Here is a 22,157-nt window from a genome sequence, read left to right as displayed (position 1 = left end):
TATCCCTAAGCAGCCCCGGGGCGGGGCGAGTCCGGCGATGGCTTCAGTCTAGGCACAAACCGTGTGGGAGCGAGCCTGCTCGCGAAGGCGGATTGTCAGCCAACATTTCTGTTTAAGTCGACGATCGCTTCGCGAGCAGGCTCGCTCCCACAGGGTACGGCCGTGATTGATGCCTTTTAACCGGCGCTCAGTATATCGATCCGGCCCAACAAACGTTGGGCCTTGCGCAGATTTGTCGGGGAAAGTTACTCCAGCGCTTTCCAGATATCCGTGGCGTACTCGCGAATCGTCCGATCGGAAGAGAACCAGCCCATCCGCGAGGTGTTGAGCACCGCCGAACGCCACCAGTTCTGCGAGTCATGCCAGTGCGCATCGACACGCTTCTGCGCTTCCCAGTAGGAGTCGAAATCGGCGCAGACCAGGAAGCGGTCATAGTCGATCAACGAGTCGATCAGGCCGGTATAACGCGAAGTGTCGTCCGGCGAGAACACACCGCTGCGAATCGCTTGCAGCACATCGTTCAAACGATGGGAGGCGGCGATGTCGGGTACGGCGCTGAACTCGTTGTTGTGCTTGCGCGCTTCAACCTGTTGCGCACTGAGACCGAAGATGAACATGTGCTCGGCACCGATGCGCTCGCACATTTCCACGTTGGCACCGTCGAGGGTGCCGATGGTCAGCGCGCCATTGAGGCCGAACTTCATATTACTGGTGCCCGACGCCTCGAAACCGGCGGTGGAAATCTGCTCGGACAGGTCCGCCGCGGGGATAATGCTTTCGGCCAGGCTGACGTTGTAGTTGGGCAGGAACACCACTTTCAGCAGGCCGCGCACGGTCGGGTCGTTGTTCACCACCCGAGCAATGTCATTGGTCAGCTTGATGATCAGCTTGGCCTGGTGATAACTCGCCGCCGCTTTACCGGCGAAGATTTTCACCCGTGGCACCCAGTCGACTTCCGGCTCGGCACGAATCGCCTGGTACAACGCCACGGTGTGCATCAGGTTGAGCAGCTGGCGTTTATATTCGTGGATACGTTTGACCTGCACGTCGAACATCGCCGCCGGGTTGACCGCGATCCCGAGGCGCTCGTGAATCAGATAGGCCAGCGCCTTCTTGCTGTGCAAACGCTGCTCGGCGAAGGCTTTGCGGAACGCGGTTTTCTCGGCGAACGGCTCGAGTTCGAGCAGGCGCTCTTCAGGATGATCGAGCAGGTCTGGGCCGAGGGCATCGACCAGCATCGAAGTCAGTTCCGGGTTGGCCTGATACAACCAGCGGCGGAACGTGATGCCGTTGGTTTTGTTGTTGATCCGCTCCGGATAGAGCTTGTGCAGTTCGGCGAATACGGTTTTGCGCATCAGCTGCGTATGCAGACCGGACACGCCGTTGACGCTGTGCGAACCGAGGAACGCGAGGTTGCCCATGCGCACCCGGCGGCCGTTGTCTTCTTCGATCAGCGACACCGCGCGCAACACGTCGAAGTCATGAATGCCCTTGGCCCGCAGCGAATCGATGTGCTGCGCGTTGATCAGGTAAATGATCTGCATGTGCCGTGGCAGCATGCGTTCCATCAGCCCGACCGGCCAGGTTTCCAGCGCTTCCGGCAGCAGCGTGTGGTTGGTGTACGACAGCGTGTCGACGGTGACTTGCCATGCTGCGTCCCACGCCACGTCGTAGACGTCGACCAGTTGGCGCATCAGTTCGGCCACGGCGATCGAGGGGTGAGTGTCGTTGAGCTGGATCGCCGCGTGGTCACCGAGGGTCAGCACCGAGGTGTGCATGTTGCGGTGACGGCGCAGCAGATCCTGCAACGAAGCGGCGACGAAGAAGTATTCCTGACGAAGGCGCAGTTCTTGCCCGGCTTCGGTGCTGTCGGCCGGATAAAGGACGCGGGAGATACTTTCGGCGCGGGCCACTTCCGCCACGGCGCCCAGGTGGTCACCGGCGTTGAAGCGTTCCAGGTGCAGGTCTTCCATGGCGCGGGCACGCCACAGACGCAGAGTGTTGACACTCGCCCCGCGCCAGCCGACCACCGGCGTGTCATAAGCAATGGCGCGCACGGTTTCCGCCGGCGACCAGACCTGACGAGTCTTGCCGGAGGCGTCGGTGACGGTTTCGACGCTGCCGCCGAAGCCGATCGGGTACGCCACTTCCGGCCGTTCGAATTCCCAAGGGTTGCCGAAATCCAGCCAGTGTTCGGTCTGCTCCTGTTGCCAGCCATCGACAATCGCCTGACGGAACAAGCCATGCTCATAACGAATGCCATAGCCATGGCCGGCGATGCCGAGGGTCGACATGCTTTCCATGAAGCACGCCGCGAGCCGACCAAGGCCGCCGTTGCCCAGAGCGGCGTCGGGCTCCAGCAGGCGGATGCGCTCCAGATCGACGCCCAGTTCGGTCAGCGCTTCACGGGCGACGTCGAGCAGGCCGAGGTTGCTCAGGCTGTCGTAGAGCAAACGGCCGATGAGAAATTCCAGCGAGAGGTAATAAACCCGCTTCTGGCCTTTGCGATAGATCTGTCGGGTGTGGTCCATCCAGTGTTCGACCATGTGATCACGCGCAGCCAGGGCGATGGCTTCGAACCAGTCATGGTCGAAGGCGTGATCGGGGTCTTTGCCCACGGCGTAGGTGAGTTTGGTCAGGACGGCGTCGCGGAATGCGGCCACCTCTGCTTCGCGAACTAGTGGTTCTTGAGTCATCAACAGGACCTCGAGCGAGCGGGAATTTTCTGAGCCTAGACGGTCTGACCGGCGCTAACGGCTCTGGTTCGGCAGTATTTGCGCGGACTGTGCGCCAGTGCGACATAACCCTGGCGGATGAGCCAATGAATGCAGGGGCCGTGCCGTCCTGTCGGGCAAAATGCGGCCGCTGCGAAAATATCCGGCGAAAGGTTGTTCAAAATTCCACCGCTCCCGGTATTATCGCGCGCCCTGATGCATACACGCCTGGTAACTCCCGATGATGAAGCCCAACCTGATCGCCGCCGCCGAGATTGATCGTCTCGATACGTGGGCCAAATATTCGGCACCGATGTGCGGCTCGTGCATGTCCAGCTGCTGCACGCTGCCGGTCGAAGTGAAGATCAAGGATCTGGTGCGCATCGGTGTGGTCGACGAGTTCGAACTGGGCGATCCGCCAAAGAACATCGCCAAGCGTCTGCAAAAGGAAGGTCTGGTTGAGCGCTTCAATCAGAAGTCGGGAATCTTCACCCTCCAGCGCATGAGCAATAACGACTGCTATTACCTGGATCGTAAAACCCGCCTGTGCACCATTTATGACAAGCGCCCGGACACCTGCCGCAACCACCCGAAGATCGGCCCGCGGCCGGGGTATTGCGCTTATAAGCCGAAAGAAGTCGAGCGGGTGCAGAATTTCCGGGCCATCGACAAATTTTGATCGCTGCTGAAGTTTACGGCGGCTGATCGGCCGCCTTCGCGAGCAGGCTCGCTCCCACAATAGAGATCAGTGAACACAGATTTTCTGTTCACCCGAAATCCCTGTGGGAGCGAGCCTGCTCGCGAAGAGGCCAGCGCAAATACCGAATAAAAGCCAGACAAACAAAAACGCCCCCGGTCTCGCGACCGGGGGCGTTTTCTATTCCAGGGCTGGATTACGCCTTGGCTTTCTTGGCAGCGCGGGTACGCTCGCTTTCGTCGAGGATCTTCTTGCGAAGACGGATCGACTTAGGCGTAACTTCGCACAGCTCGTCTTCCTGGATGTATTCCAGAGCCTGTTCCAGGGTGAAGCGAACAGGTGGGACCAGAGCGATGGTTTCGTCTTTACCCGAAGCACGCATGTTGTCGAGCTTCTTGCCTTTGGTTGGGTTGACACCCAGGTCGTTGTCGCGGCTGTTCTGACCAACGATCTGACCGTTGTAGATCTCCTGGCCGTGTTCTACGAACAGCTTGCCACGAGCCTGCAGGGTTTCCAGCGAGTAGGTCAGAGCCTTGCCGGTTTCAACCGAAACCAGAACGCCGTTCTGACGGCCGGACATGTGGCCCGACTTCACTGGAGCGTAACGGTCGAAGATCGAGGTCAGGATGCCAGCACCGTTGGTCAGGGTCAGGAACTGGTTACGGAAACCGATCAGACCGCGAGCAGGGATGTTGTATTCCAGACGAACACGGCCCTTGCCATCCGGCACCATGTTGCTCAGATCGCCCTTACGCAGACCCATCTCTTCCATGACCTTGCCCTGCGATTCTTCAGGGATATCGATGGTGACGTTTTCGAACGGTTCCTGCTTCACGCCGTCCACTTCACGGATGATCACTTCAGGACGGCCCAGGGCCAGCTCGAAGCCTTCGCGACGCATGGTTTCGATCAGTACCGAGAGGTGCAGCTCACCACGGCCGGAAACCTTGAACTTGTCAGCCGAGTCGCCTTCTTCAACGCGCAGTGCAACGTTGTACAGCAGCTCTTTGTCCAGACGATCCTTGATGTTACGGGAGGTCACGAACTTGCCTTCTTTACCGCAGAATGGCGAGTCGTTTACCTGGAAGGTCATGGAAACGGTTGGCTCGTCAACGGTCAGCGGCTTCATCGCCTCGACGGTGTTGATATCGCACAGAGTGTCGGAGATGAACAGCTCGTCGAAGCCGCTGATGCAGACGATGTCGCCAGCTGCTGCTTCGTCAACGTCGATGCGGTGCAGACCGTGGTGACCCATCAGCTTCAGGATACGACCGTTGCGGCGCTTGCCGTCGGCGCTGATAGCGACAACCGGGGTGTTCGGCTTGACGCGACCGCGAGCGATACGGCCAACACCGATAACACCCAGGAAGCTGTTGTAGTCCAGAGCGGAGATCTGCATCTGGAACGGACCGTCACGGTCAACGGCCGGAGGCGGAACGTGGTCGACTACCGCCTGGTACAGCGGAGTCATGTCTTCCGCCATGGCGGTGTGGTCCAGACCGGCAATACCGTTCAGGGCCGAAGCGTAAACAACCTGGAAGTCCAGTTGTTCTTCGGTCGCACCGAGGTTGTCGAACAGGTCGAAGATCTGGTCCAGAACCCAGTCCGGACGTGCGCCTGGACGGTCAACCTTGTTGATCACCACGATTGGACGCAGGCCGGCTTCGAAAGCCTTCTTGGTCACGAAACGGGTTTGCGGCATAGGGCCGTCTTGAGCGTCAACCAGCAGCAGAACGGAGTCGACCATCGACATTACGCGTTCAACTTCGCCGCCGAAGTCGGCGTGGCCCGGGGTGTCCACGATGTTGATGTGGTAGCCGTTCCAGTTGATGGCGGTGTTCTTCGCCAGAATGGTAATACCGCGCTCTTTTTCCTGGTCGTTGGAGTCCATCACGCGCTCGTCGTTGAGCTCGTTGCGCTCCAGGGTGCCGGATTGACGCAGGAGTTTGTCTACCAGGGTGGTTTTACCGTGGTCAACGTGGGCAATGATGGCGATGTTGCGTAGATTTTCGATCACTTGTGTATCTCGATCAGAGGATTCGGTTTGCTGACAAGTCATGGCAGCGATTAGCAGTAGTGTCCGGCATGGCCGTTACAGCTTGACGGCGGTGTCGGGGGGCCGGTGACGCAGGCCACAGGCAAACAGCCCCGGGCACTTAGCTCGGTCGATAAACGCGCACATTGGCATGCCCCTCACTGAGCAAATGGTGGGCATGCAGGCGACTCATCACGCCTTTGTCGCAATACAGCAGGTACTGGCGAGTAGGGTCCAGTTCCTTGAAACGTGCGTTCACTGCATAGAACGGCATCGTCTGTACCTCTATGCCGGCGAGTTCCAGCGGGTCATCCTCGGCGGCATCCGGGTGGCGGATGTCGATGACGATCTGACCGGCCAGCGCTTCGCTGACTTCTTCAATTTGCAAATCCTGGCCCAACTCGTCGATTACCCGATCGATCGGTACCAGTTTGGCGTTGGCGAGCGCACGCTCGAGTACCGCCATGTCGAATTCTTTCTCTTCGTGCTCAACCCGGCCCCGCTTGGCGGCGGTCTTGGGGTTGACCGAAATCACGCCGCAATATTCCGGCATGTGCCGGGCGAAATCGGCGGTGCCGATCTCGTTGGCGGTGTCGATGATGTCCTGCTTGTGCGCGACGATCAGCGGTCGCAGCACCAGCTTGTCGGTCACGCAGTCGATCACCGACAGGTTCGGCAGCGTCTGGCTCGACACCTGGGAGATCGCTTCACCGGTCACCAGTGCATCGATGTGCAGGCGTTCGGCGATCTCGGACGAGGCGCGCAACATCATACGCTTCAAAACCACGCCCATATGACTGTTATCGACTTTGCCGAGAATTTCGCCCAGCACTTCCTCGAACGGCACACTGACAAATAGCACGCGTTGCGAGCTGCCGTACTTCTTCCAGATGAAGTGCGCGACTTCCATCACGCCCAATTCGTGGGCACGCCCGCCGAGATTGAAGAAGCAGAAGTGCGCCATCAGGCCGCGACGCATGATCTGGTAAGCCGCCACGGTCGAATCGAAGCCGCCGGACATCAATACCAGCGTCTGCTCCAGCGCACCCAGCGGGTAGCCGCCGATGCCGTTGTGCTGGCTGTGAATCACGAACAACCGTTTGTCGCGAACTTCGATACGGACTTCGATTTGCGGCGCTTTAAGGTCGATTCCGGCCGCACCGCACTCACGACGCAGCTTGCTGCCGACGTATTTTTCCACGTCCATCGAGCTGAACGCATGCTTGCCTGCGCGCTTGCAGCGCACCGAGAAAATCTTCCCGGCCAGCGCATCGCCGTAGTGCTGTTTGCACTTCTCGGTGATGTCGTCGAAGTCGCCCAGCGGGTACTCGTCGATCTGCAGAAAGTGCGCGATACCCGGCATGCAGGTCAGGCGCTCGCCCATCTCCTTCAAGGCTTTGGGGTCGGTAACGCGGGTTTCCAGCTCGAGATTGTCCCACACGCCGTTCACCACCACGGCCGGGTCCAGGTCACGGAGCACGGTGCGGATGTTCTTGGCCAACTGGCGGATGAATTTCGTCCGGACAGGTCGGCTTTTGATGGTGATCTCGGGGAAGACTTTTACGATAAGTTTCATGAAAACAGCGCGCGAACGGCCAGCCGAAAAAGGGGGGCGCGGATTATAGCGGAAATTGCTCAAGGTTTAACCAGTTAATGTGCAGAAGGTTTTGCTTGCACCAAAACAGGTCATTTCTGAATTTAAACGCAACATTAAGGGGCGGGATTTGTCGATTAAGTATCTCGCACGCCTTAATAAGGGTGAATTTGGGGCAAAAAACCCATGCTGGGGCACTGGCATGCAATTTGCTCCCTTGTGAGGCAGGTTGCCTTGGCAGAGTATTCGCGCCGGCATCACCATTATTAAGGGCATCCACTACCCGCCCTAATTCACCCGGAGGACACTATGTCGAAGTCGGTTCAACTCATCAAAGATCATGACGTCAAGTGGATTGATCTGCGCTTCACGGACACCAAAGGCACTCAGCACCACGTGACCATGCCGGCTCGCGATGCGCTGGATGACGACTTCTTCGAAGTCGGCAAGATGTTCGACGGTTCCTCCATCTCCGGCTGGAAAGGCATCGAAGCCTCCGACATGATCCTGATGCCGGTCGACGAAACTGCCGTACTCGATCCGTTCACCGAAGACCCAACCCTGATTCTGGTGTGCGACATCATCGAGCCTTCGAGCATGCAGGGCTACGATCGCGACCCACGTGCGATCGCCAAGCGCGCCGAAGAGCACCTGAAAGCCACCGGTATCGGTGACACCGTATTCGCCGGTCCAGAGCCTGAGTTCTTCATCTTTGACTCGGTGAAATTCAAGTCGGACATCTCCGGCTCGATGTTCAAGATCTACTCCGAGCAAGGTTCGTGGATGTCCGACCAGGACATCGAAGGCGGCAACAAGGGTCACCGTCCAGGCGTGAAAGGCGGCTACTTCCCGGTTCCACCGTTCGACCACGACCACGAAATCCGTACCGCCATGTGCAACGCACTGGAAGAAATGGGTCAGTCGGTTGAAGTTCACCACCACGAAGTGGCGACTGCCGGCCAGAACGAAATCGGCGTCAAGTTCAACACCCTGGTGAAGAAAGCTGACGAAGTTCAGACCCTGAAATACGTTGTGCACAACGTTGCCGACGCTTACGGCCGCACCGCGACCTTCATGCCGAAGCCACTGTACGGCGACAACGGTTCGGGCATGCACGTACACATGTCGATCTGGAAAGACGGCAAGAACACCTTCGCAGGTGAAGGCTATGCCGGCCTGTCCGACACCGCTCTGTACTTCATCGGCGGCATCATCAAGCACGGTAAGGCCCTGAACGGCTTCACCAACCCGGCGACCAACTCCTACAAGCGTCTGGTGCCAGGCTTCGAAGCTCCGGTAATGCTGGCCTACTCGGCGCGCAACCGTTCCGCTTCGATCCGTATTCCATACGTGTCGAGCCCGAAAGCCCGCCGTATCGAAGCACGCTTCCCGGATCCGGCTGCCAACCCGTACCTGGCCTTCGCAGCACTGCTGATGGCCGGTCTGGACGGTATCCAGAACAAGATCCACCCAGGCGATGCTGCCGACAAAAACCTGTACGACCTGCCGCCTGAAGAGGCGAAAGAGATTCCACAGGTTTGCGGCAGCCTGAAAGAAGCCCTGGAAGAGCTGGACAAGGGCCGCGCCTTCCTGACCAAGGGCGGCGTGTTCTCCGACGACTTCATTGACGCTTACATCGCGCTGAAATCGGAAGAAGAAATCAAGGTTCGCACCTTCGTACACCCACTGGAATATGAGCTGTACTACAGCTGCTGATCCGGTAGCGCTGCGTAAGTGGCGTGACAAAAGAGGCCTCCTTCGGGAGGCCTCTTTTATTGCTCGGCGCAGTTCATTTACCCTGTGGGAGCGAGCCTGCTCGCGAAAGCGGTGTGTCATTGATCGTTCCCACGCTCCGCGTGGGAACGATCCGTGTTTTGGCTACCAGTCTTTTCAATTCCAGTTATTAACGGTTTTGGCCAACCGCCCCACCTGTCCTATGCTGCTACCCATCGTTTCCAATCCCGGTCGATTTCATGGGTCGCACGTTTCTCTACATTCTGCTGCTGATCGCCCTGCCCGCCGCCGCGCAGATCTACAAGTACACCGACGCCAACGGCAACACGGCGTACAGCAATCAGCCGCCGGACGGCGTGCAGGCGCAACCGGTCGAGCTGCCGCCACTCAATCGGGTCGAGCCGCAAGCACCGAGCGCGCCGCAGGCACCCCACGCAGAACAACCGCAACCAGCGCGCAACGCCTATGAAATCCTCGAACTCGCCGGTCTGCCCACTGACGAGGCCCTGCGCGCCAATAACGGCACCTTTACGGTCAATGTCCTGATCAAACCGCGCCTGCAACCGCCGCATCAATTAAGGCTGCTACTCGACGACCAGCCCTATGGCCAGCCGAGCAACGTGCCGGTCCTGCAATTGATCAACATCGATCGCGGCGAGCATCGCCTGGCCGTGCAAGTGATCGACGGCCAGACTGTCATCCAGCAGAGCCCACCCGCGGTCTTCACCGTGCAACGGGTGCATACGCCGTGATTCGCGCGGGGCTGGCACTCATCCTGGTGTTGATGTCGACGTCCGCCTCGGCGGAGGTCTTTACCTACATCGACGCACAGGGCAACCGCGTCTACACCGACCAGCCGCGCGCCAACGCCAAGCGAGTGCCGATCGCGACGAGCAATCGCATGCCGGTCCCTGCCAGCACCGCAGCGCCGGTCAGCACCGCGAAAAAATCCGCCGAACCAGCGCCCTTTCACTACGACATGCTGCGCATTCTGATCCCGGAGCCCGATGCTACTTTGCGCAACAGCGCCGGCGAGCTGATCGTCAGCGTCACCAGCGAGCCCGGCCTGCAAAGCGGCCATCGTTATCGCTTGCTGCTGGATGGCAAGGCCATTGGCGAGCCCGGCGTCAGCCCGGTATTTGCGCTGAGCAATATCGATCGCGGCAGCCACAGCCTTTCGATCGAAATCCTCGACGCCGCCGGGCGTACCGTGGAACGCACCGCCAATCAGCCGTTCCACATGCTGCGCATTTCCCTGGCGCAGAAACGTCAGGTCAAACCCTGTGTCGCCGACGACTATGGTGTGCGCCCGGAATGCCCGCTCAAGGACAAACCTGCTGAGCCGAAAAACCCCTTTCTGCGCTTCTTTTAACGCCCGCTGGCCGCGCGCACTCTATTGGTGCACTAAACTGCATCCCGCCCACAACCCAACCCATTTTGGTTCGAAACTTCCCGTTTGAGCTGGCTTCATGCCATACAAACGCGCGTCAAACGCCTGTTTCAGGGCTTAAACGCTTCTTTTCGGAGCCTTGGTTTGGTTTTTGCATTTTCCCGATATCAGCGCTTTGTTCTCGCGCACGCCTTGCTCCAAAAGGGGTCCAGATGACCATAAGCGACGCTATTCACCGTTTGCTGCTCGACAACCTGACCACGGCGACCATCCTGCTCGACGCCGAGCTGCGCCTGGAGTACATGAACCCGGCGGCGGAAATGCTGCTGGCGGTCAGCGGTCAGCGCAGTCACGGCCAGTTCATCAGCGAGCTGTTCACCGAATCCCCCGAGGCGCTCAATTCCCTGCGCCAGGCGGTGGAGCAGGCGCACCCTTTCACCAAGCGTGAAGCGATGCTCACCGCCCTCACCGGCCAGACGCTGACCGTGGATTACGCGGTGACGCCAATCCTCAGCAACGGCGAGACTTTGCTTTTGCTTGAAGTGCACCCACGTGATCGCCTGTTGCGGATCACCAAGGAAGAGGCCCAGCTGTCCAAGCAGGAAACCAGCAAGATGCTGGTGCGCGGCCTCGCCCACGAGATCAAGAACCCCCTCGGTGGCATCCGCGGCGCTGCGCAATTGCTCGCTCGCGAATTGCCCGAAGAAAGCCTGCGTGACTACACCAATGTGATCATCGAAGAGGCCGACCGCCTGCGCAATCTGGTCGATCGCATGCTCGGCTCGAACAAACTGCCGTCGCTGGCCATGTGCAACGTCCACGAAGTGCTCGAACGCGTCTGTCATCTGGTCGAAGCCGAAAGCCAGGGCTGCATCACCCTGGTGCGTGATTACGACCCGAGCATTCCCGACGTATTGATCGACCGCGAGCAAATGATTCAGGCGGTGTTGAACATCGTGCGCAACGCGATGCAGGCGATCAGCAGCCAGAACGAGCTGCGCCTGGGCCGCATCAGCCTGCGCACCCGCGCCATGCGCCAGTTCACCATCGGCCACATCCGCCATCGTCTGGTGACCAAGATCGAGATCATCGACAACGGCCCGGGCATCCCGGCGGAACTGCAGGAAACCATTTTCTTTCCCATGGTCAGCGGCCGCCCGGACGGTACCGGGCTGGGCCTGGCCATTACCCAGAACATCATCAGTCAGCACCAGGGCCTGATCGAGTGTGAGAGCCATCCAGGCCACACCACCTTCTCGATCTTCCTGCCACTGGAACAAGGAGCCACATCGACATGAGCCGTAGTGAAACCGTGTGGATCGTCGATGACGACCGTTCTATCCGTTGGGTCCTGGAAAAGGCCTTGCAGCAGGAAGGCATGACCACCCAGAGCTTCGACAGCGCCGATGGCGTGATGAGTCGTCTGGCCCGGCAGCAGCCGGACGTGATCATTTCCGATATCCGCATGCCGGGCGCCAGTGGCCTGGATCTGCTGGCGCGGATTCGCGAACAGCACCCACGGCTGCCGGTCATCATCATGACCGCTCACTCCGATCTGGACAGCGCTGTCGCCTCCTATCAGGGCGGTGCTTTCGAGTACCTGCCCAAGCCTTTCGACGTCGATGAGGCGGTATCGCTGGTCAAACGCGCCAATCAGCATGCCCAGGAACAGCAAGGCCTGGAGGTTGTGCCAGCCCTGACCCGCACCCCGGAAATCATCGGCGAAGCGCCGGCGATGCAGGAAGTGTTTCGCGCCATCGGGCGCCTGAGCCACTCCAACATCACCGTGCTGATCAACGGCGAATCCGGTACCGGTAAAGAACTGGTGGCCCACGCCCTGCACCGTCACAGCCCACGCGCGGCTTCGCCGTTCATTGCCCTGAACATGGCGGCGATTCCCAAGGATCTGATGGAATCGGAACTGTTCGGCCACGAGAAAGGCGCGTTCACCGGCGCGGCGAATTTGCGTCGCGGTCGTTTTGAACAGGCGGACGGCGGCACGCTGTTTCTCGATGAAATCGGCGACATGCCGGCGGACACCCAGACCCGTCTGCTGCGTGTGCTGGCCGATGGCGAGTTCTACCGCGTCGGCGGCCATGTGCCGGTGAAAGTCGATGTACGCATCATCGCCGCAACCCACCAGAATCTGGAAACGCTCGTCCACGCCGGCAAATTCCGCGAGGACTTGTTCCACCGCCTCAACGTTATCCGCATCCACATCCCGCGCCTGTCGGATCGTCGCGAAGACATCCCGACCCTGGCCCGGCACTTCCTCAGCCGCGCCGCGCAGGAACTGGCGGTCGAGCCGAAGCTGCTGAAAAGCGAAACCGAGGAATACCTGAAAAACCTGCCGTGGCCGGGCAACGTGCGCCAGCTGGAGAACACCTGCCGCTGGATCACCGTCATGGCCTCCGGCCGTGAAGTGCACATCAGTGACTTGCCACCGGAACTGCTCAACCTGCCGCAGGATTCGGCGCCAGTGACCAACTGGGAACAGGCCCTGCGCCAGTGGGCCGATCAGGCCCTGGCCCGTGGCCAGTCGAGCCTGCTCGACAGCGCAGTGCCGGCGTTCGAGCGGATCATGATCGAGACTGCTTTGAAGCACACCGCAGGACGTCGGCGTGATGCGGCGGTGCTGCTGGGTTGGGGGCGGAACACCTTGACGCGCAAGATCAAGGAACTGGGGATGAAGGTTGATGGTGGGGATGATGATGAGGGGGAAGAGGGTTAAGTCTCCGGTTCTCCGCTGAACCCATTCTCGAGCAGGCTCGCTCCCACAATTGGAATGCGCTTCCCCTGTGGGAACGAGCCTGCTCCTGGCGGCGTTCCGACGAAGCTTTTTGCGCAGCATGCACCGCATCAATGCACGATGACCCGGGATCGCGCAGAGCCCGATGCTCATCGCCCAGTTGCAAAGTGTTGAAAATTCCAGACTTCAAATAAGCGAAAGCCCCGTATTCCGGGGCTTTCGCTTTCCCAAAGCGTTTTTTGTTTCAGCAAATTTAAACCTGGCACGCACCCTGCAATACCTATCTCAGGTGATTCGTTTCACCACCCGTTTCGGGGACCTTGGTACAGGCAGGCCGGGGATTCCCCTCTTTACATCGGGCTCAGACCGCAACGGATGAGTCCACCCTTTTGGGATCCTTGGTACAGGCAGGCCGGGGGTTCCCTCTTTACACCGGGCCGACGCTGAACGCGACGCCCATGCTTTTGGGAACCCTGATACAGGCAGGTCAGGGATTCCCGCTTTTACACTGCAGCGCCCCCGCCCCTACTCGAGTCTCGGGCGCCCGGGCGCATGATGTGGGGGCTGGTTTTGCCACGTCGGGTCAGACCTCCTTATTTCCTCCTCCAGCCTGTCCAGCATTTTTCCAGGGCTGGCTTCATCAGTTGCAATACGCAGCAAACTTCTTTGCTCACCGTAACTGGCGTTTTGGAAACGCTCGATAAACGACCAGACCCGGCGCTGCAAAAGCAGCCGCTCAACCTGAAATTCCGGCGTACGCACCAGATTTCTGATTCGTTTCATCATTGCGGAGTTCGCTTCAAGGACAAATGCATCCCACAGCGCAGACTTTTCAGCGTGTCGTGCTTGGGGAACATGGTGCATCCAGTGATGGATCCCCAAATCAGACTCGATTCTTCCCAGCCATAGATCGCTACCCGTCTGCCGACGTGCAGCTATCAGACGTCGCAGAGAAGCGGGGTCGGCAATCGGGCTGCCAGTGAGGTCAAAACCCTTTCTCAGCTCAATGTTTTCAGGAATTGCGCTGATCCCGGTATGGGCCAGATCCAGACGCGTCCTGGGAATATCGGATGTAACGCCGTCCGGGAAACTCTTTATACGAGTACGGTTGAGATCGACCTCCAGCAACGCCGTCATTCCCCGCAGTGAAGGCGCCACAGCCAGCCGGCTTTGCGACAAATCCAGTTTCTCCAGCCGCGTCGGACCGCTGGGCAAATCAAGCCCGGGCGGCGGCGAAGATATGTAGCTATGGGCCAGATTCAACTCTCGCAATGCGGACATATGAGTCACATCAGGCGCGTCTGTCAGATCGGGGTTATGGAACAGATCAAGCACCTCCAACCTTGACGCCGCGGGCAATTCACCCACCCCGTCAGGCGGACGACGCAGTCCACAGGAACGTGCGCGCAAGACCCGCAACTCGGTCATACCGCGCACCGAAAAAGGCGGCCAGATACTGCAGTGCGTCAGGCTCAGCTCCCGCAAACGGGTCAGTTGCGTGAAATGTTCAAGAGTGACCGACGGGAGCCAGAGTGTGGCTTCCTGCATCGTCAGGACTTTCAACGCCGGGAGTTTACCGATTTCGCTTAACAGTTCATGACTCTTGCCTTTGAATCTGCGTACTTCGAGGGTTTCAATGTGGGAAAGCATCGAGAACACATTGCCCAGACTTCTTGAGGGACTTCCCTCCAGGACCAGGGATACGACGGCTCTGAGCGGAACCGAAAAACCCGGCGGCGCGAGATTGCCCCGACTTCCCAGGTCGAGCTCCAGCTTGAAACCGACCAGCCGCCCGTCTCGGTAGACTTTTTCCGAGTGTTCTCCCTGCCACTTGAACAACCGGCGCATGTTGGCACCTATTGCCAGCCGGCGCGTGCGCTCTGCATTGTCCTTGCCTTTGTAGCCCGTCTCCCAGGCAGTGATCTCACGGTCCAACCGAGGAAACTCCAACTGAAGCCGCTTGAGTTCCACTTCCGCCAACCCCGCTTCTCCATATCGCGCAATGAAATCATCGGCATGTTGATCCGTCGCGTCAGCAAAATAGCGTTTGACCTGCGCCCGCGTGGTCGCAACCAGAACCGGCGGTTGTGCCCCTGAGGGGCCGGCGCCGGTGAGCCAGGGGCGGTGAAAGTTGAACGGGTTGGCAGGCGCCTGTGCAGCGCCGTCCATCCCACCGCGCAAACCGGTGAGCATGGAAACCCAAGTGTTCTGCGCGCTGCGGGTGATAGCCAGGGTTTCACCGCCAAGGCTGGCGCGGTAGATATTCGCGCTGTCGGCAGCGATGGGATCGTTGGGTTTGACCAGGCGCCAAACCCTGTATTCCGGGCGGGAGGCATCCAGATCCTGCATGACCTGATACGCCTGTTCATGGATGACCACATAGAGCCTGCCTTCGTGACGTATCACGCCGTCGCTGCCCGATTGCGCGCCGCTGAGATCCGGCCCGGCATGAAAGCCGTCCAGGCTTTTGGCGGTCAGGGGGTTGGTGCGGGTGCTGAAGTCGCTGTGCGGATGCCAGATGCCGCTCTCGCTATCGCGCAACATCCATGGGCCGGAAGGGAACAACTCGCTGGAATGTCGAGCGCGATACCACCCCGTATCCGGATCCACTGCGACGAGAACGAGGCCACTGTCAGGTACGTCAACATAACAGCGATTTTTGTACATCCTGAAGCCTTCGCTATCAGCATCAGGCAGCTCGATCGCTGACGTTATCCGGTAGGTCTCCAGTGACCGGTTTATGACAGCGGGGCTTGCAGCAAGGTGCGGCGCCGGGCGAACTTCGAGCACCGGCGCCGGCAGGATCGCAACCGGGCCTGCGTCGTCGCCAGGTTTGGTGCTTCGCGACTTCAGATCATCGAGGCCAGCCCAGGGGACCGTGCCATCGCGGACGGGTACATCCGCCGCTATGAAATCCTTATCAGAGCTTCGCTTCGGGAACGTGTGGACATCCGTATCAACGTGGGTGCTGCCCCCGCGAGGTGGTTTTACTGGCATGTTTTTTCATCCTTGAAAAGTTGCCCCGGCTATTGTGCAGGGGGTAGTAGTGTCGGCATCGTGCCGCCCGCTGTTTGCATCCCCCTAAGCAATACGCGGACGCTTGGGCAGAGGGTGCAGCGGTTGATTCTGTCGCCCTGCGTCATAGCTGCGGATTTCATTCTCCAGCCGGTCCAGCATCCTCCCGGGACTCGTTTCCGTATGAAGAATGGCGTCGAGCCTGGCCCGCTCGGTGACGTCGGCCCTGTCATACATTTCCAGAAACCACCACACGCGCCGCTGCAGCAGCGGGCGTTCGACGTGAAACTCGGGCGTTCGACTCAGCCGACGAAGAATGCCGGTCACTGCCAGTGGCATTGCGGCGTTATGCCTGTCCCACAGCGCTTGTTTTTCCGCTATCTGGTCCTGTGGCACGTTGCGTAGCCAGAGATCGGCAGACCCATCGCTGCTTTCCTGCCCAAGCCAGATATCGGTGCCTGTCTCGGCACGTGCTCGTATCAACCGCCGTAGCGAGGTCGGGTCCGTGATCGGATTGCCGATGAGATTGAAGCCCGCTCTGAGCTCCACGGATTCGGGAATCGACCTGATGTGATTGTCCGCAAGATTCAGTTCTCTTGCGGGAATCCTGTCGGTAACGCCCTCGGGAAATCGTTGCAATCGTGTGTTGGAAAGATCCAGCTCCTGCAGTGCGGTCATGTTTTCGAGTGAAAGGCTGTCCGCAAGCGGATTGCCCCCCAGTCTCAACACTTCAAGCTTCGACGCCACGTCGATGGCCTCAAGACCGGAAGGCAGCAGGTGTATTCCGGTGCGGCTCAGATCCAGCACTCGCAGTTCAGTCATCCCTCTGAGGTCAGCTGCCACTTGCAAAAAGGTGACTTGCTCCTGGTGCCGCATTTGCATGTCGAGGCTATTCACCGGGGCCTCGAATGTATTGCAAAGCCATAGCTCATGTAGCCTGGCAAGGCCTCGTACGGAAAAGTCAGACGTCAATTCACAGTCCTGAAAGTGCAGCCTTTGCAGACGCGGGAATCTTTTCAATTGCTCGGCAAAGCGCGAATCCAGACTGAATTTTGAATGCACCCAATTAATCACGTCCCATCCTTGAAACCGGCCTTGCACTCCGATTTCCTGACTGGTAATCGTCAGACTTTCAAGGTTGGGAAATTGTGCGCAAAACACGTCCGGATCCAGCCGGCCACGGCCTCTTAACGTCAGAGAAACCACTGAGCCGAACTTCAAGGAAAGCGGCTTTGCAACTGGCCAAATCGTCAGATCGATTTCCAGCTTGAAGCCCACGAGCCGCCCATCACGGTAGACGCGCTGCTCGGGCTGGCCTTGCCATCGGTACAACTGGCGAAACGTCGCCCACATATTTCGCGCCTCATGAAACTCGTTGTCCGATGAAATGGAACCTCGACTGATCGGCAGGTCAAAACCCGTCGAGTCCAATAGCGCAAGCCCAAGCTGGATATGCTTGAGCTCAAGCTCTGCCACGTCCTTGTCATCAAACCGGGCGATGAAGGCATCCGCGTCCTCGTCGGTCGCGTCGGGAAGGTAGGTGCGGATCTGTTCCCGGGTAGTTGGCTCCGCGACTTCACGCGCATACCAAAGTCCGCTGTCCACATCGCGCAGCATCACCGGGCCGGAAGGGAGCAACTCGCTTGGCCGCCGGGCTCGGTACAAACCCGTCGCAGGATCCACGGCGACAGGCACCAGGTCACCGTTGGCCAGGTCTGCGTAGGTTCGCCGACTGATCACCCGCAAACCTTCGCTGTTGACCTGTGGAAGTATCGCTCGGGCGTTGGTGACGTAATTGTCCAGCGAAGGCTGAGTGGCGGGAGGGCCAATACCCTCCGCGATTGCGCGAACTACAACGGCCGCGGCGGGGGGCACGGCATCCAGGGTGGCGTCGGTGGATGATCCAGCGCGCGGCAGCAAATGGTGCTGAGCAATATCCACATCGACGTCTGTGCGACCCAAGTGGCCGGGAAGCGAAGTGTCCACGTCCGCAGACCGATGCGGGCTGCCCGAGGCGTCCACGTGGGTACCGCCACCGCGAGGGGGTTTGACTGGCATATTTTCATCCTTGAAAAAGACGCCCCCTGCATTCCTGCAAGGGGACGACGGGTTTCGGCATCCTGCCGTTTGTAGGGGCGAACGATAGCGTGCACGAGCACGTGCTGGAGATGGGAAAGGAAGACGGTCGCAGTGGGAAACGACCTCAAAAAGTGTGGGAGCGCGCCCCAGTGATGAAGAAGTGCCGCTAGGGCTCGCTCAAACGGATCTCCAGTCGCCAGCGATCATCGACCTCGCTGCCGACCCAGTCGCCCCGCAACGGACGCGCTGCCAGCACCGTCAGCAACAATCCGCCATCACTCTTGCGCATGCGCCAGTTGACGTCCTTGCCGTTGAGCCTGAGCTGGCCTTTCTGCGGTCGACCTTCGGCCTGAAACAGCAGCGCGACGGTGCCGTCGATGATCTCGCCGTGCAGCTTCGGCTCATTGTTGAACCACACCACCAGGCCGCCATCGGTAACCTCGACCTGCTCCAGCACGCTCGGATCCGGCGTGGTCAGCCGGCCGATCATCAAGCCGATCATCAAGCCGACAATCGCCAGCGAGCCGATGACGCGCGGGAATAGTTTCGAACGGTTGTCCACAGGCGGCGTAGAATGCCGCTCATCTTTACCTTCGGAGCCGTGCATGTTTCACGTCATCCTTTTTCAACCAGAAATTCCGCCGAACACCGGCAACGTTATCAGGCTGTGCGCCAACAGCGGCTGCCACCTGCATTTGATCGAACCACTGGGTTTCGAGATGGACGACAAGCGCCTGCGCCGTGCCGGTCTCGACTACCACGAATATGCCACGTTGCAGCGTCACGCTAACCTGGCCAGTTGTCTGGAAAGCCTGGGCAACCCGCGCGTGTTCGCCTTCACCACCAAGGGTTCACGGCCGTTCCATGATGCCGCGTTCGTGCCCGGCGACGCGTTTCTGTTCGGCCCGGAAAGCCGTGGCCTGCCAGCGGACGTGCTCGACGCCCTGCCCGCCGAACAGCGCCTGCGCCTGCCGATGCGCGAAGGCTGCCGCAGCCTGAACCTGTCCAACACCGTGGCGGTCGCCGTGTACGAAGCGTGGCGGCAGAACGACTTCAAATAGTTTTCGTCTGACCAAAACAATCGCGGGCAAGCCCGCTCCCACAGGAATGTGCAAAACCTGTGGGAGCGGGCTTGCCCGCGATGCGTATCCGAGCCGTTATTGAACAGTCGGGGTCTCGCCGCTTTCCTGCATGCGCTGCAGCTCTTGCGCGTACAGGGCATCGAAGTTCACCGGGGCCAGCATCAGCGCCGGGAACGAACCGCGGGTAACCAGGCTGTCCAGGGTTTCGCGGGCGTACGGAAACAGGATGTTCGGGCAGAACGCACCCAAGGTGTGGCTCATCGAAGCCGCGTCCAGATTCTTGATCAGGAAGATACCGGCCTGTTGCACTTCAGCGATGAAGGCCACTTCTTCACCGTTTTTCACGGTGACGGAAAGAGTCAGCACCACTTCGTAGAAATCGCCTTCCAGCGCTTTCTGGCGAGTGTTCAGATCCAGACCGACCGCCGGATCCCACTGCTGGCGGAAGATCGCCGGGCTTTTCGGGGCTTCGAAGGACAGGTCGCGTACGTAGATGCGCTGCAAGGAAAATTGCGGTGCGGTTTCTTCTTCGCTGGCTGCAGTGTTCTGTTGGTCAGTCATCTCAGATCCTTATCGATCTTGGGTCTTTTAGGGAGTGCTGTACGTGGGTGCAGCCGTTCAGCCCTTGAGCAGCGCGTCGAGTTTGCCGGCGCGCTCCAGGGCGTATAAATCATCGCAACCGCCGATGTGCTTTGCGCCGATCCAGATCTGCGGCACGGACGTGCGCCCGGCCTTTTTGGTCATTTCGGCACGCAGCTGCGGCTTGCCATCGACCTTGATCTCTTCGAAGGCCACGCCTTTGCTGGCGAGCAGATGCTTGGCGCGCGAGCAGTAAGGGCAGTAATCGCTGGAGTAGACGATGACTTCGCTCATGTCATTTCACCAGCGGCAGGTTGTCGCCTTTCCAGCTGGAAATCCCGCCGGACAGCTTGGCGGCGGTGAAGCCGGACTTCATCAGCTCGCGGGCGTGAGTACCGGCGGTCTGACCGAGGGCGTCGACCAGAATGATGGTCTTGGCCTTGTGTTTTTCCAGCTCGCCGACGCGGGCAGCCAGTTTGTCTTGCGGGATGTTCACCGCGCCGACGATGTGGCCAGCGGCATAATCCTTGGCCGGACGGATGTCCACCACCACGCCTGCGTCTTTATTGACCAGTGCGGTCAGCTCGCCGGTGCTCAGGCTCTTGCCGCCGCCCTGCATCGTGTGCGCCAGCAACAGAGCCAGAAGTACGACGAAGATACCGACAAGAATGTAGTGGTTAGTGGCAAATTCAATCAGGTGAGCAACCATCGAAGGAGGTTCCAGGGCGTTAAAATGTCGGCCAGTATACACAGCCACTATGGTCGGCCAAACCCCGTCCGGCGGTGACGCGGTCGGAACTTCGCTTTAAACTCCAACTCCGTTTTCCATCGCCCTCTTCTTTATCAGCCACGAGTGGATTCCATGACGACTACGCCCAAACCTTTGGTCCTGATGATTCTCGACGGCTTCGGTCACAGCGACAGCCCCGAATCCAATGCCGTGTTCGCGGCGAAGAAACCTGTGCTGGATCGTCTGTGGGCCACGGTGCCGAACGGCTTGATTTCGGGCAGCGGCATGGACGTCGGCCTGCCGGACGGCCAGATGGGCAACTCCGAAGTCGGCCACATGAACCTCGGCGCCGGGCGCGTGGTGTATCAGGACTTCACCCGCGTGACCAAAGCGATCCGCGACGGCGAATTCTTCGAAAACCCGACCATCTGCGCCGCTGTCGATAAAGCCGTGGCCGCCGGCAAAGCCGTGCACTTCATGGGCCTGCTGTCCGATGGCGGCGTGCACAGCCACCAGGATCACCTGATCGCCATGGCCGAACTGGCCTTCAAGCGCGGCGCCGAAAAAATCTACCTGCACGCCTTCCTCGATGGCCGCGACACGCCGCCGAAAAGCGCCGCTTCGTCGATCGAACTGCTCGACGCGACTTTCCAGGCCTTGGGCAAAGGCCGGATCGCCAGCATCATCGGCCGCTATTTCGCCATGGACCGTGACAACCGTTGGGATCGCGTCGCCCAAGCCTACAATTTGATCGTCGACGGCAACGGCGAATTCAACGCCGCCACCGCTCAGGAAGGTCTCGAAGCCGCCTACGCCCGTGGCGAAAGCGACGAGTTCGTCAAAGCCACCTCCATCGGCGAGCCGGTGAAAGTCGAAGACGGCGACGCCGTGGTGTTCATGAACTTCCGTGCCGACCGCGCCCGCGAGCTGACCCGCGTGTTCGTCGAAGACGATTTCAAGGAATTCGCGCGCGCGCGCCAGCCAAAACTGGCCGGTTTCGTCATGCTGACCCAGTACGCCGCAAGCATTCCGGCACCGTCGGCCTTCGCTGCCGGCAGCCTGGAAAACGTTCTCGGTGATTATCTGGCGAAAAACGGCAAGACCCAGCTGCGCATTGCTGAAACCGAAAAATACGCTCACGTGACTTTCTTCTTCTCCGGCGGTCGTGAAGAACCGTTCCCGGGCGAAGAGCGCATCCTGATCCCGTCGCCGAAAGTCGCGACTTATGACTTGCAGCCGGAAATGAGCGCCCCGGAAGTCACTGACCGTATCGTCGACGCCATCGAAAACCAGCGCTACGACGTGATCGTGGTCAACTACGCCAACGGCGACATGGTTGGCCACAGCGGCGTGTTCGACGCGGCGGTCAAAGCGGTCGAGTGCCTGGACACCTGCGTCGGTCGCATCGTCGAGGCGCTGGAAAAGGTCGGCGGCGAAGCACTGATCACCGCTGACCACGGCAACGTCGAGCAAATGGCTGATGAATCCACCGGTCAGGCGCACACCGCGCACACCACCGAGCCGGTGCCGTTCATCTACGTCGGCAAGCGCGACCTGAAAGTGCGCGAAGGCGGCGTGCTGGCGGACGTGGCACCGACCATGCTGATGCTGCTGGGTCTGGAAAAACCGGCGGAGATGACCGGGACTTCGATCCTGGTGTAACGCGAATCCAGAAAACGGCGAAACCTGCTGCAAATGACTTTGTGGCGAGGGGATTTAGCGAACCGTCGCACCGCCCCGCTGGGTGACGCAGCCGCCC

General features: G+C 59.7%; 17 protein-coding genes. 8 read left to right on the top strand and 9 right to left on the bottom strand.

The window, feature by feature from the left end:
* Positions 1-245: 245 nt before the first annotated feature.
* Positions 246-2,696 (bottom strand): glycogen/starch/alpha-glucan phosphorylase, encoded by a 2,451-nt coding sequence (locus tag OK411_RS02830; protein ID WP_206421210.1) that lies wholly within the window; start codon positions 2,694-2,696, stop codon positions 246-248.
* 259 nt (positions 2,697-2,955) lie between these two features.
* Between OK411_RS02830 and OK411_RS02825 the strand changes: the two genes are divergently transcribed.
* Positions 2,956-3,393: a YkgJ family cysteine cluster protein gene (locus OK411_RS02825; protein WP_016772101.1), complete on the top strand. Its 438-nt coding sequence runs from the start codon at positions 2,956-2,958 to the stop codon at positions 3,391-3,393.
* Between the two features lie 214 nt (positions 3,394-3,607).
* On the opposite strand, the gene typA is transcribed toward OK411_RS02825, so the two are convergent.
* Both typA and thiI read right to left on the bottom strand, forming a co-directional pair.
* A complete protein-coding gene (gene typA / locus OK411_RS02820; RefSeq protein WP_016772102.1) occupies positions 3,608-5,428 on the bottom strand; it encodes a translational GTPase TypA in 1,821 nt (606 codons plus the stop codon).
* 139 nt (positions 5,429-5,567) lie between these two features.
* Positions 5,568-7,022: a tRNA uracil 4-sulfurtransferase ThiI gene (thiI, locus tag OK411_RS02815; protein ID WP_024011233.1), complete on the bottom strand. Its 1,455-nt coding sequence runs from the start codon at positions 7,020-7,022 to the stop codon at positions 5,568-5,570.
* A 327-nt stretch (positions 7,023-7,349) separates the two neighbouring features.
* On the opposite strand from thiI, the gene glnA reads away from it, so the two are divergent.
* From glnA to ntrC, 5 genes are all read left to right on the top strand, one after another.
* Complete coding sequence (gene glnA, locus OK411_RS02810; protein ID WP_016772104.1) at positions 7,350-8,756, top strand: type I glutamate--ammonia ligase; 1,407 nt, start codon at positions 7,350-7,352, stop codon at positions 8,754-8,756.
* Positions 8,757-9,013: 257 nt separating this feature from the next.
* On the top strand, positions 9,014-9,526 hold the full coding sequence (locus OK411_RS02805; RefSeq protein ID WP_206421211.1) for a DUF4124 domain-containing protein: 513 nt from the start codon (positions 9,014-9,016) through the stop codon (positions 9,524-9,526).
* 32 nt (positions 9,527-9,558) lie between these two features.
* Complete coding sequence (locus tag OK411_RS02800) at positions 9,559-10,146, top strand: DUF4124 domain-containing protein (RefSeq protein ID WP_206421212.1); 588 nt, start codon at positions 9,559-9,561, stop codon at positions 10,144-10,146.
* 230 nt (positions 10,147-10,376) lie between these two features.
* Positions 10,377-11,462, top strand: coding sequence for a nitrogen regulation protein NR(II) (gene glnL / locus OK411_RS02795; RefSeq protein ID WP_024011230.1), 1,086 nt, complete (start codon positions 10,377-10,379; stop codon positions 11,460-11,462).
* Entirely contained in the window at positions 11,459-12,895 is a 1,437-nt protein-coding gene (gene ntrC / locus OK411_RS02790) for a nitrogen regulation protein NR(I) (RefSeq protein ID WP_016772108.1), read from the top strand. Before glnL ends, ntrC begins: the two co-directional genes overlap by 4 nt.
* Before the next feature lie 543 nt (positions 12,896-13,438).
* Here the strand turns inward: ntrC and OK411_RS02785 are convergent.
* The 3 genes from OK411_RS02785 to OK411_RS02775 all read right to left on the bottom strand — a co-directional run bounded on the left by OK411_RS02785 (position 13,439) and on the right by OK411_RS02775 (position 18,614).
* Positions 13,439-15,910, bottom strand: a complete 2,472-nt coding sequence (locus OK411_RS02785; RefSeq protein WP_264364381.1) for a leucine-rich repeat domain-containing protein — start codon at positions 15,908-15,910, stop codon at positions 13,439-13,441.
* Positions 15,911-15,994: 84 nt separating this feature from the next.
* Entirely contained in the window at positions 15,995-17,986 is a 1,992-nt protein-coding gene (locus OK411_RS02780; protein ID WP_257221675.1) for a leucine-rich repeat domain-containing protein, read from the bottom strand.
* A 187-nt stretch (positions 17,987-18,173) separates the two neighbouring features.
* Positions 18,174-18,614, bottom strand: coding sequence for a hypothetical protein (locus OK411_RS02775; protein ID WP_016772112.1), 441 nt, complete (start codon positions 18,612-18,614; stop codon positions 18,174-18,176).
* On the opposite strand from OK411_RS02775, the gene OK411_RS02770 reads away from it, so the two are divergent.
* Positions 18,613-19,068: a tRNA (cytidine(34)-2'-O)-methyltransferase gene (locus tag OK411_RS02770; RefSeq protein ID WP_122699876.1), complete on the top strand. Its 456-nt coding sequence runs from the start codon at positions 18,613-18,615 to the stop codon at positions 19,066-19,068. The two genes, OK411_RS02775 and OK411_RS02770, sit on opposite strands and share 2 nt — an antisense overlap.
* 96 nt (positions 19,069-19,164) lie before the next feature.
* Here the strand turns inward: OK411_RS02770 and secB are convergent, their stop codons facing one another.
* The 3 genes from secB to OK411_RS02755 are packed head-to-tail and all read right to left on the bottom strand — an operon-like array spanning position 19,165 to position 20,377.
* Positions 19,165-19,650 carry a protein-export chaperone SecB gene (gene secB, locus OK411_RS02765; protein ID WP_016772114.1) on the bottom strand — a complete coding sequence of 162 codons (486 nt, stop codon included), beginning with the start codon at positions 19,648-19,650 and terminating at the stop codon, positions 19,165-19,167.
* 57 nt (positions 19,651-19,707) lie between these two features.
* Entirely contained in the window at positions 19,708-19,962 is a 255-nt protein-coding gene (gene grxC, locus OK411_RS02760) for a glutaredoxin 3 (protein ID WP_016772115.1), read from the bottom strand.
* Between the two features lies 1 nt (position 19,963).
* Positions 19,964-20,377 carry a rhodanese-like domain-containing protein gene (locus OK411_RS02755; RefSeq protein WP_016772116.1) on the bottom strand — a complete coding sequence of 138 codons (414 nt, stop codon included), beginning with the start codon at positions 20,375-20,377 and terminating at the stop codon, positions 19,964-19,966.
* Between the two features lie 153 nt (positions 20,378-20,530).
* Here OK411_RS02755 and gpmI point away from each other — a divergent pair, with 153 nt between their 5' ends.
* Positions 20,531-22,060 carry a 2,3-bisphosphoglycerate-independent phosphoglycerate mutase gene (gpmI, locus tag OK411_RS02750; protein ID WP_016772117.1) on the top strand — a complete coding sequence of 510 codons (1,530 nt, stop codon included), beginning with the start codon at positions 20,531-20,533 and terminating at the stop codon, positions 22,058-22,060.
* Positions 22,061-22,157 lie beyond the last annotated feature (97 nt).

The organism is Pseudomonas sp. RG1, assembly GCF_025910115.1.
Taxonomy (GTDB): domain Bacteria; phylum Pseudomonadota; class Gammaproteobacteria; order Pseudomonadales; family Pseudomonadaceae; genus Aquipseudomonas; species Aquipseudomonas atacamensis.
This window is presented reverse-complemented; position numbering and strand designations above follow the sequence as displayed.